The 9978-nt window shown below is 71.6% G+C and carries 10 protein-coding genes; 6 read left to right on the forward strand and 4 right to left on the reverse strand.

Going from position 1 to position 9978, the window contains the following annotated elements; genetic code table 11:
• Nucleotides 1-585: 585 nt before the first annotated feature.
• The 5 genes from ACQRUO_RS36065 to ACQRUO_RS36085 all read left to right on the forward strand — a co-directional run bounded on the left by ACQRUO_RS36065 (nucleotide 586) and on the right by ACQRUO_RS36085 (nucleotide 5264).
• Complete coding sequence (locus tag ACQRUO_RS36065) at nucleotides 586-1338, forward strand: TnsA-like heteromeric transposase endonuclease subunit (protein ID WP_428320394.1); 753 nt, start codon at nucleotides 586-588, stop codon at nucleotides 1336-1338.
• 356 nt (nucleotides 1339-1694) lie between these two features.
• Nucleotides 1695-3206, forward strand: a complete 1512-nt coding sequence (locus ACQRUO_RS36070; RefSeq protein ID WP_428320402.1) for a Mu transposase C-terminal domain-containing protein — start codon at nucleotides 1695-1697, stop codon at nucleotides 3204-3206.
• Entirely contained in the window at nucleotides 3203-4252 is a 1050-nt protein-coding gene (locus ACQRUO_RS36075; protein WP_428320395.1) for a TniB family NTP-binding protein, read from the forward strand. The genes ACQRUO_RS36070 and ACQRUO_RS36075 overlap by 4 nt, the downstream gene beginning before the upstream one ends.
• Before the next feature lie 326 nt (nucleotides 4253-4578).
• On the forward strand, nucleotides 4579-4887 hold the full coding sequence (locus tag ACQRUO_RS36080; protein ID WP_428320396.1) for a hypothetical protein: 309 nt from the start codon (nucleotides 4579-4581) through the stop codon (nucleotides 4885-4887).
• Entirely contained in the window at nucleotides 4884-5264 is a 381-nt protein-coding gene (locus ACQRUO_RS36085) for a hypothetical protein (protein ID WP_428320397.1), read from the forward strand. The genes ACQRUO_RS36080 and ACQRUO_RS36085 overlap by 4 nt, the downstream gene beginning before the upstream one ends.
• A gap of 209 nt (nucleotides 5265-5473) precedes the next feature.
• Here ACQRUO_RS36085 and ACQRUO_RS36090 read toward each other — a convergent pair whose 3' ends face one another.
• From ACQRUO_RS36090 to ACQRUO_RS36105, 4 genes are all read right to left on the reverse strand, one after another.
• Nucleotides 5474-5746: a helicase associated domain-containing protein gene (locus ACQRUO_RS36090; protein ID WP_428320398.1), complete on the reverse strand. Its 273-nt coding sequence runs from the start codon at nucleotides 5744-5746 to the stop codon at nucleotides 5474-5476.
• A 145-nt stretch (nucleotides 5747-5891) separates the two neighbouring features.
• Nucleotides 5892-7985 (reverse strand): hypothetical protein, encoded by a 2094-nt coding sequence (locus ACQRUO_RS36095; protein WP_428320399.1) that lies wholly within the window; start codon nucleotides 7983-7985, stop codon nucleotides 5892-5894.
• 132 nt (nucleotides 7986-8117) lie between these two features.
• Nucleotides 8118-8471, reverse strand: coding sequence for a hypothetical protein (locus ACQRUO_RS36100; RefSeq protein ID WP_428320400.1), 354 nt, complete (start codon nucleotides 8469-8471; stop codon nucleotides 8118-8120).
• Nucleotides 8468-8935 (reverse strand): helicase associated domain-containing protein, encoded by a 468-nt coding sequence (locus tag ACQRUO_RS36105; protein WP_428320401.1) that lies wholly within the window; start codon nucleotides 8933-8935, stop codon nucleotides 8468-8470. The genes ACQRUO_RS36100 and ACQRUO_RS36105 overlap by 4 nt, the downstream gene beginning before the upstream one ends.
• 29 nt (nucleotides 8936-8964) lie before the next feature.
• On the opposite strand from ACQRUO_RS36105, the gene ACQRUO_RS36110 reads away from it, so the two are divergent.
• Entirely contained in the window at nucleotides 8965-9813 is an 849-nt protein-coding gene (locus tag ACQRUO_RS36110; protein ID WP_428320403.1) for an IS5 family transposase, read from the forward strand.
• Nucleotides 9814-9978 lie beyond the last annotated feature (165 nt).

Genomic DNA, 9978 nt, shown 5'->3' on the forward strand with positions numbered 1-9978 from the left:
CCGCGACGACGCCAGATCAACCGACCCCCAACGAGGCCAGGCCACCCGCTTCCAGCACCTGTGCCAGCAACTGAGCGACGGGACTCGAACCCGTCACTCATGAAGATCACCAACAGCATCCGGAGTTCCGGTCAGAGCCTTGAAAACGACCACCCCCCGCTGGGGGATGGGTCAGACCTGCTGAGCACGATTCCCCACCATCAGCACGCTGACCTGCGGACCGCCGCCACAGCGGAGGGGCCGCCCGGTAGCCGGCCAGGTCCAGGGGCGGGGCGAGCAGTCCGGGGTGGGCGGAGCCCAGCGCGTAGCGCCGCCGGAGGCGCCCTTGACGGCTCGGCACGGCCCGCATACTCCACGAGCGGGCGGCCCCGGACATCGTTGACTACAGCAACCAAGTGGGGAACGAGCAGCAGGCCTGGTCGAATTCGGCCAGCCTCATCAGGGCGGCGCGTACCGCCGCCACAGCGCCTGCCAGGCGCCCCTGTCCCTTGTCATCCATTCGAGGCGTTTGACAGCGAATCCAGCCGTTCCGGTGTCTGCGACAGCGAACCTTGCCCAGTGAGGTGAACGGGCTGGGGGTGCTGGATGGCCGTACCTGCCGGATTGGATGCTGCGGGGCCGTACTTCGAGATGGCGTACGTGGACGCGGTACGAGGGCGGCAGCGTCGTCCGCTGCTGGACTGCGTGACTGCGCGCTTCGAGGCGGCGGCGCCAGTGCGGTCGTTTCGCTGGTCGCGGGGCGAGCGCCACTTCGCGGGCTGGTATTGGTCGGCGACCACGGGTGGCCATGTCGGGTTCGAGTCCTGGCTGGAGCGGGACCGGCTGGTCCTGCTGGACTTCGAACCTGATGTGGTGGCGGTCGCCTCGCAGCCGTTCTGGCTGCACTGGCACGACGGCGAGCGGGAGCGTCGGCACGCGCCGGACTACTTCGTGCGCCGAACGGACGGCTCGGCGGTCGTCGTCGATGTTCGCGCGGACGACCGGATCGAGCAACGGGACGCGGAGGCGTTCGCGATGACGCGCCTGGCCTGCGAGATGGCCGGCTGGCGGTTCGATCGGGTGGGGGAACCGGAGGCGGTGCTGCTGGCGAATGTGCGATGGCTGGCGCGCTACCGGCACCCGCGCTGCCTGCGCCGCGAGATCGAGCTGCGACTGCGGGAGGTCTTCGCCACGCCGACCGGGCTGCTGCGCGGGGCGGATGCGGCCGGGGAGCGGCTGGCGACGCTGCCGGTGCTGTTCCATCTGCTCTGGCGGCGGGAGTTGGTCGCGGACGAGCTGGGCGCCGAATTGCTCGGGCCGCGCACGCCGGTGCGTCTTGGCACGGGAGGCTGGAAGTGAGCGAGGAAGGACGGCGGGTTCCGCCGACGGCCCGGCTGGAGGAGTTCCCGAAGGAGGCGGCCGAGCAGGCCCGCTGGTGGGAGCGGCACATCCTGGAGGTGCTGCGCGGGCTTCCGCCGGACGCGCCACAGGGGTCGGTGCCGCGGCCGGAGTTCGACCCGAAGCGGTGTTCGCTGGCTCAGCGCGAGGGGGCCAAAGCCGCCGAACTGAGTGCGGCCGGGCACCAGGTGAGCGCGAGCGGGGTCAAACAGCGGCGCCAGCGCTACCAGCGCGAGGGCCTGTTCGGGCTGGTCGACGGCCGCACAGCCAAGCAGATGCCCGCCTTCGGGCGGTGCCATCCGGCGGTGGTGGAGGCCATGCGGCAGGCGATCGCCGAGACGGCGGATGCGTCCACGAGGACGATCGGCTTCACCGTCTGGCGAACCCGGCAGATCCTGGCCAGCCGTGAGGACGCCGCCGGCATTGAGGTCCCCACCGAGCGCACCCTCTACCGGCTCTTCGGGAAGCTGGCCGCGGGCACACACGCGACCGGCTCGGCCCGCACCCGGCAGTCCGTCAACCTTCGTCCACCGGGCCCGTTCGGGGAGGCTCCGGCAAGCGCGCCAGGCGAGCTGGTGCAGATCGACTCCACTCCGCTGGACGTGCTGGTGCGGCTGGACGGCGGGATCGCCGAGAAGATCGAGATGACGGCCATGGTCGACATCGCGACCAGGTCGATCACCGCGGCGGTGCTGAGGCCGTCGACCAAGGCCGCCGACGCGTCTGCGCTGCTGGCCCACAGCATCACCCCCGAGCCGATGCGTCCGGGCTGGTCGGACGCGCTGCGGATGTCCCGCTCGGTGCTGCCGCACCAGCGGCTGCTCGACATCGACGAGCGTCTGGAGCACGCCGCCGCGCGGCCGGTGATCGTGCCGGAGACGATCGTCTGCGACCACGGCAAGGTGTTCGTCTCCCGCACCTTCCGCGCGTCATGCCGCTTTCTGGGCATCAACCTGCAGCCCGCCCACAAGGCGACGCCAAGCGACAAGGGGACGATCGAGAAGACCCTGGCGTCCGTGGCCTCGCTGTTCGCGCAGTTCGTCGCCGGCTACACCGGCCGCAGCACCGAGCACCGCGGCCGACGTCTGGAGGACGGGCCGCTGTGGTCACTGCCCGAGTTGCAGGGCCTACTGGACGAGTGGCTCATCGCGGTCTGGCAATCCAGGCCCCATGACGCGCTCCGAGACCCGGACGCGCCCGGACGGGCGTTCTCGCCGAACGAGAAGTACGCCGCGCTCGTGGAGTCGAGCGGCTACGTCCCGGTCCAGCTGAGCGGGGACGACTACATCGAACTGCTGCCCGCCCGCTGGCAGGCCGTCAACTCCTACGGCATCCGGATCAAGCACCGCACCTACGACGGCCCCGAGCTGAACCCGTTGCGCCGTCAGCACTCCGGAGTGGCGGAGAAGAAGGGGCTGTGGGAGATCCACCACGACCCCTACGACGTCACCCGGATCTGGGTCCGGGATCGCCGCCGCGGCGAGTGGATCACCGTCTTCTGGAAGCACCTGCACCGCGCCGGCGTCCCGTTCGGGGAGATGGCCTGGGACCTGGCGGTCGAGCAGACGCCCGGCGGCACCGAAGAGCAGATCGCCGATGCCGCGGCGGCCCTGCTCCAGCGCGCCCATGACGGCCCCGCCCAGCCCGCGAAGCGAGCCCGCCGCGAGCGCCGCGTCGCAGCCCGCACGCTCGCCACAACCACCGCTCGCCCGCTCCCGGATGAGCCTGCCGCCGAGGCCCCGCCGCCGCAGGAGGAGGACGAGGAACTCGCCGAAGTCATCCCGCTGGGCTTGTTCGACCCGCTCGCGAACCCCTGGAGGCGCACATGACCACCTCTGCCCCGGCGACCGGGCACACCGTCCTGCAGAAAGCGGACGCCGAGGCCAGCCGGCAGCTGACCACCCTGGAGGGCTGGCGGAGGTTCGTCGCCGGGGCCGGCGAGCCCCCGGTCTTGCTCTCCGAGCACGACTTGGGACGGATGTCCGCCACGGAACGCGACCTCTACGACGAGGACCGCCTCGACCACCACGCCCGCATGCTGGTGGTCGCCACCTCGTTCGTTCAGAAGACGGCAACCTGCGGGCGCCGCCTGGTCCTGCTGAACCGGCACGCGATCAGCGCCCGTCGCGGCCTGATCGTCTCCGGCATGGCCGGCACCGGCAAGACCATCGCGATCACCCAGCTCGGACGCTCCCACGAACTGCTCGACCGGGCCCGGCACCCGGGCGTCTCCGACCGCATCCCGGTGCTTTACGTCACCGTCCCGCCGGCCGCGACCGCCCGCATGGTCGCCGCCGAGTTCGCCCGCTTCCTCGGCCTGCCAGTCAACGGCCGCTCCAACATGACCGACATCATCGAGGCCGTGGTCGGCGTCTGCACCGACACCCGAAGCGGCCTGGTACTCGTGGACGAGATCCACAACATCTCGCAGACCACACGGTCGGGCGCCGAGGTCTCCGACACGCTGAAGTACTTCTCGGAACGGATCCCGGCCACCTTCATCTATGCGGGCATCGACGTCGAGGGAAGCGAACTCCTGGCTGGCACCCGAGGCGCCCAGATCGCGGGCCGCTTCACCCTCCTGCCCACCCGCCCGTTCCCCTACGGCACCGAGTGGAAAGCACTGGTCGCAACGATGGAGAACACCCTCCTGCTGCACGACCACCCGCCCGGCAGCCTGGTCAAACTGTCCCGTTACCTGCACACCCGGGCCGACGGCATGATCGGCGCGCTGTCACACGCGATCCGCGGAGCCGCGATCGACGCGATCCTCGAAGGCACCGAACGCGTGACGAAGGACGGGCTGGACGCCGTCCCTCTCGACCACGCCGCCGAGACCGCGCTGTCCCCGCTGAAGAAGGCAACCCGGCAGTGACCGGCCCAGAGCCCGACCGCCTGGCACCGCTGCCCATCCCCATCCGCCCTCACCTGGGAGAGAGCACCGCCTCATACGTCCGGCGGCTGGCCCGCGCCAACCACCTCAAACCCAGCTTCCTGCACGAGACGCTCTGCAACACCACAAGTCCCACCGCCTCCGTCCGCCCGGCCCGTCTCGCCGCCCTCACGGGACGCTCTGCGGCCAACCTCGCCCGGGCTCTTCCCGACCTGCTGCCACCAGCTCCGCCCGCGGCGCGTCGGCCCTCGGGACGCAGGCACCGGCCGCCCACAGCGAGCGTCTCATCGGCGAGAGCCGACGAACTCATGCTCGTCTCCGCCATACGCACAGACGCCCAAGTCGGCTGTCCTGTCGGCGTCCTCGCCGCCCGCCACCGCGTCCGTCCCCGCGCCGTCCGACGGGCCCTGACGGCCGTCACCCCGCAACGTCGACAGGTCGTCGCCCGCTACAAGCGGGTCCTGGACCACACCCGGGAGCACATTGACGCACTCCTGGAACAGGGACTGACCGCCCGCCAAATCTGGTGCCGGCTCCTCGACGACCACGACATCGCCATCAGCTTCGCCAGCGTCAGCAGCTACATCGCGCGCCAGCGCAAGACCGCCGCCACGTGAACCGGGAGAACAGGGCCGCCACGATGCTCACTCCTCAGGAAGTCGAAGATGCCCAGGCCATGCGCGCTCGTGGCTGGACGATCTCCGTCATCGCCCGCCACCTGCGACGCGACCGGAAGACCATCCGCAGCTACCTGACGGGCCAGCGTCCAACGAGCGCCACCCGCCGCGCGGGACCCGACCAGTTGGAGCCCTTCATCGACTACTGCCGGCGGCGCTTCACCGACGATCCCCACCTGCCCGTCTCCACCCTGTTCGAGGACCTGGTGGAACTCGGTTATCAGGGCGCCTACTCCACCCTGACGAAGGGGATCCGACGCCACGACCTACGGCCCCACTGCGGCATCTGCCGCCCCGGCCCCACTCCGACGCCTTGACAAGGAAGTCAGTCGAGCCTGGTCAGAGGACTGACTCCGGCTAACTTCCTTGTCGAAGGACAGCCCCGCTGTGCCCTTCCCTGGGGCCGATCGGCGCCGGTACGCTCGCCCTTGGCCGTCTCGGGGCGTCCGGCCGAGGTTTCGGGGCGGCCTGCGGCCTGTTGTTCCCGGACAACGTGGTCACCCGCCCCGCGCAGCACCAGCCGGCCCTACCAGGCCACCCCGAGTGCTTCCAGTTGACCGCGCTGCTCGGCGGTCAGTCCGGCCCGCCGGGCCTTCGTGTTGTTGAGCCAGGTGCCCAGCGACGCCGCGTCCTCACGGTGGGCGCGCGGGACTCGAACGTGACCCTCCCGCTCAGCGAACAGGGCCAGGGCGGCCAGGCCCTGGGCGAGGCGGTCGGTGCGCGAGGTGCGCCGCTTGGCCGCGGCGGCGGCCTTTTTGGCGGCGAGCGCCTGGTCCTCCTCGATCCCGAGCCCGACCATCAGCTCGCGCTATTCCTTGAGCAGGTCGGCCCGGCCGGTCGCATGCCGGTGGCCGCCTGGCGTGAGCGGGTGCCGTGGAGACAGGGCTCCGGGCCTGGCCTCCGCTGCGCCTGTGGTCGGGTTCGCTGGTCGGGGCGGGTGGGGGTCAGCAATTGGTGGTTTTGGTGGGGTTGTTGTTGGTGGTGATGTTGCAGGTGTTGTGTTGGCCGGTGCCGGCTTGGATGACGCCGTTGTTGGTTGTCACGTTGATGGTGTTGTTGCTGCCGGCGTTGCCGTCGATGCGTGCGGTGCTGGGGGCTTTGGTGCCGTTGGTGTCGACGGTGATCGTGTTGTTCGTGCCGGAGAAGGAGATGGTGGCGCCGTCGGCGTTGCCCACGCCGGAGGTTGTGGTGGTGGGGCCTTGGCCTCCAGTGCCGCCGGTGGCGGTGATGGTGTAGTTGCCGCTGGTTGCGCCGTTGATGGTGCCCAGGTTCCCGGCCCCGCCGGCGCCGTTCTTTCCGAGGCCCCCGCCAGAACCTCCTCGCCCGCCGGTGACGGTGATGGTGGGGCTGGTGGCTGTGCTGCTCAGGGTGCCCTGGTTCCCGTCGCCTCCGGCCCCGCCGATACCGCTGGCCCCTGTGCCGTAGCCGCCTTCGCCACCGAGCACGACGAGGCTGGTGCTGCTGGTGGTGGTCCCGGTGGTGCCGGTTCCTCCGGCGCTGCCGACGGTACCGGGGCTGCCCTGGCCTCCTGTGATGCCGGCGAAGCGCGGTGCCGAGGCGGTCTTGATGACGTTGACGGTTCCTCCCGCGGCGCCGGTTCCACCGGCGCCGTTCAGGGAGTCTGAATCTCCGCTCCCGCCCGGTCCGCCGGCGACCCCCGCGACGATGCCAGCCTCGCCCGGTGCTGCAGCTTTCAGGGTGACGGTGGTGCTTCCGCCGATGGTGCCGGTTCCGCCGCTCCCGGCCGGGGAACCATTGTGCCCGGCCCCGCCTGCTCCGCCGGCGACCCCGGCAGCGACATCTGTCAGGCCGGGGCCGGAGAACGAGGTGATGGTCAGGTTGACGGTGCAGTTGTTGACACCAACTCCCCCGGTTCCGGCGGGTGTGCGGGTGCCTGCGACGACTGTCCCGCTCTGCCCGCCGGCCCCGCCTGCGATCACCGACACTGATCGCGCGAACGCGAGGGGGCGGGCGGGGAGTGCGATCGAGGCGTTCGGGGCGGTGATCATGCAGTTGACGCCTCCGGTGCCACCGCGGGCGGCGGTACCGGTCGTGCCCCCGCGAGTGATGCTGGTGGGTCCGGCGGTGCCGCCGGTGCCGCCGGTGATGGTCAGCGTCGAGGTGGCGTTGACGGTGGTGGTGTCGACTCCGGTCCCGGCCGCGCCCCCGTTGCCGCCGGTACCGCTGGTGCTGGCGATGGTGCCGGCGCCCCCCTGTCCGCCGGCGCCACCGGCGCCGCCGGTGATGGTGAGCGTCGAGGTGGCTTTGATGCTGCCGCCGCTCGTCCCGGCACCGGCATCGCCGCCGTTGCCGCCGTTGCCGCCGCTGGTCGTCGGAAAGTTCTGGTAGTTGTTGCCCCCATTCCCGCCTGCGCCGCCTGCGCCGCCGGTGATGGTGGTGGCCATGGTGCTGGTGACTTTGCAGTTGCGGGCACCGTTGCCCCCGTGCCCGCCCGCCCCGCCGGCCGTGCTGGTTCGACCCGGGCCGTTGAAGCCGCGGCCGCCTGAGCCTGCGCTGAGCGTCACGGAACTTCCGGGGGCGGGGGTGTTGACGGTGATGGTTCCGCCATCGCAGCCGTCCCCGCCTCCTGTGCCAGCACGTGCGGTGGCGGTGCCGTTCACGCCAGGGGCGCCGGAGACTTGAAGCGTGGCGGTGGAGGCTGAAGCGCCGATCTGGATGCTGCCCTGATTGCCGTCACCCCCGGGGGAGGTGGCGGTGCCACGCCCACCGGTGACGCTGATCCGCACGGTGCCCTTCCCGGTGTACGCGAGCGCGCCGGAGGACGAGATACCGGGCTGTCCCGGATTGCTGTTGGTGATGTCGATGACCGTGTTGCCACCGGTCAGCGTCCAGGCTTGGCTTAGCCCGGAGGTGCACCTGTAGGTGGTGACCCCGCCCACCGGACCGGTCTGGGTGCAGCCGGCCGGCAGGTCACCTGCAGCCCGGGCGGGTGTGCTCACCGAGACGGCCATGCTGGCGCCCAGCAGGGTGGCGGTGGCCAGGGCCACCATCCGGGAGGTGGGGCGGGACACGGTCATCGCGACTTCCTCACAGAACGTCCGGGCACAGGGCACCGGAAGTCATATCCGCCGCACGCGCTCACCCAGCCCGCGGTCACGTCTTTCCGCCGGTTCGGATCATTTGTCGGATCGTCGGGTTCCGATCCGCCGTCAGGGCCGGGCGGAGCTGGGGGACAGGGGGTAGGGGAGCGGGTCCTGGCCGTGGTGGTCGGCGCGGTGTTGTTCGCGTGCCAGGACCGCGCGTCGAGCGGCCAAGGGGTCGCCGACCTGTTCGCAGGCCGGGCACGGTACCCCGCACAGCGGCCGCTCCAGGTCTCGCTCGGCCAGGTGGTGCGCTCCGCACAGGGTCCGCAGCCGAACCGCCGGCCGCCGGCCGGGCCGGGCGAGGCGGACCCGCAGGACGCGGTGGTCGCGGCGCCCGCCGGCCACCCGCGCCCGCACCACCGCCTCGGCGCCGCCCTCACCGGGCACGCCGGCCGCCTCGCTGGTGCCAGAGCTGCTCACCAGGTCACCCCGAGCGCCTCCAGTTGACCGCGCTGCTCGGCGGTCAGCCCGGCCCGCCGGGCTCGGGTGTTGTTGAGCCAGGTGCCCAGCGCCAGCCCGTCCTCCCGGTGGGCGCGCGAGACCCGAACGTGCCCTTCCCGCTCGGCGAACGCGGCCAGCGCCGCCAGGCCCAGCGCGAAGCGGTCCGCCCGTGATGTCTTCGCCTTGGCCACCATCGTGGCCTTCGCGGCGGCGAGCACCTGGTCCCCCTCGATGCCGAGCGCACCGAGCAGTTCCCGCTGTTCCCCGACCAGGTCGGCCCAGCCGGCCCGTTGCCCGGCCGCCCACCGGCCGAGCTGCTCGCCCTCGAAGGTGGCCCCGACCGGCAGTCTCGGCCAGTCGACCCGGCCCTCGCAGGTCAGCCACCATTGCCGGCCGCGGCGTAGGTGCGCTGCCAGGCGATTGGCCAGGCTGGTGCCCACCACGGGGCGACCTGCTCCAGCGCGGCCCGCCGCTGCGCCGGCAGGGCGCCACCCCTACGGGCAGGCGTCCGGGGAAGTGGCCGTGGCGCGCCATCGTGGACGCCATCCGCTACGTGAACCAGACCGGCTGCCAGTGGCGCGCCCTCCCACGGGACTTCCCGCCCGCCTGGACGGTCTTCGGCTTCTTCAGCCGCTGGCACCGCGCCGGCGTCACCTACCAGGTCATGGCCGCCTTGAGCGAGCGGCAGCGCCTCCGGGAAGGCAAGAACCCGCGCTCGGTGACCATCGTGGTCGACTCCCAGACCATCAAAGGCGACGCCTGCGTCGGCCAAGCCACCCGCGGCTACGACGGCGGCAGGAAAATCGACGGCCGCAAACGCCACGTGGCCGTCGACCTGCGCGGTACCCCGGTGATGATGATGGTCACCCCAGCCGACCTCCAAGACCGCGACGCCGCACGCGAGATCCTCTTCCGGCTGCGCCTCACGCACCCCGAGATCACCCTTGTTTGGGCCGACTCCGCCTACGGCGGCCAGCTCATCGACCGGGCCCGCACACGTCTACGGATCACCCTGAAGACCGTCAGCCGGCGCGGCCAGAAGGGCTTCGTCCTCCAACCCAAACGCTGGGTGGTAGAAAGATCAATTTCGTGGCTGATGCGCTCCCGCCGGTACTGCCGCGACTACGAGCGCACCATCACCCACGCCGAATCCCACCTCGCCTGGACCGCCATCACCCTCACCCTCGCCCGCCTGGTCAAACCCGTCCCCACCCACTGGCGCGAACCCGCACCACCACCCATCCCCACCCAACCCAAACCCCTCCGCCTGACCGGACGCCCCCTGCGCCTGCACCCCCTGGCCGTCGCCCTCGCCCGCTGACCCCACGACAGGACGCCGAAGAGCCGGCCGGGCCGGGCGGCAGCACAAGGCCGTCCCACGGATGACGGGCGCGCACCCCCTGGCGGTCCCGGTCGCGGGCCCGCGAGTGCGGGCGCTGGTCGGCGGCCAGCCCGCCCCGGAGCCCCGCCACGGGTCGATCGGTGC

This window comes from Kitasatospora sp. LaBMicrA B282 (genome assembly GCF_050325825.1).
Taxonomy (GTDB): domain Bacteria; phylum Actinomycetota; class Actinomycetes; order Streptomycetales; family Streptomycetaceae; genus Kitasatospora.

Bases quoted from the DNA above. Each gene is read 5' to 3' on its own strand.
- ACQRUO_RS36080 (WP_428320396.1), top strand. From the start codon at position 4,579: ATGCTCGTCTCCGCCATACGCACAGACGCCCAAGTCGGCTGTCCTGTC.
- ACQRUO_RS36095 (WP_428320399.1), bottom strand. From the start codon at position 7,985: ATGACCGTGTCCCGCCCCACCTCCCGGATGGTGGCCCTGGCCACCGCC.
- ACQRUO_RS36065 (WP_428320394.1), top strand. From the start codon at position 586: ATGGCCGTACCTGCCGGATTGGATGCTGCGGGGCCGTACTTCGAGATG.
- ACQRUO_RS36070 (WP_428320402.1), top strand. From the start codon at position 1,695: ATGCGGCAGGCGATCGCCGAGACGGCGGATGCGTCCACGAGGACGATC.
- ACQRUO_RS36075 (WP_428320395.1), top strand. From the start codon at position 3,203: ATGACCACCTCTGCCCCGGCGACCGGGCACACCGTCCTGCAGAAAGCG.
- ACQRUO_RS36090 (WP_428320398.1), bottom strand. From the start codon at position 5,746: ATGGTCGGGCTCGGGATCGAGGAGGACCAGGCGCTCGCCGCCAAAAAG.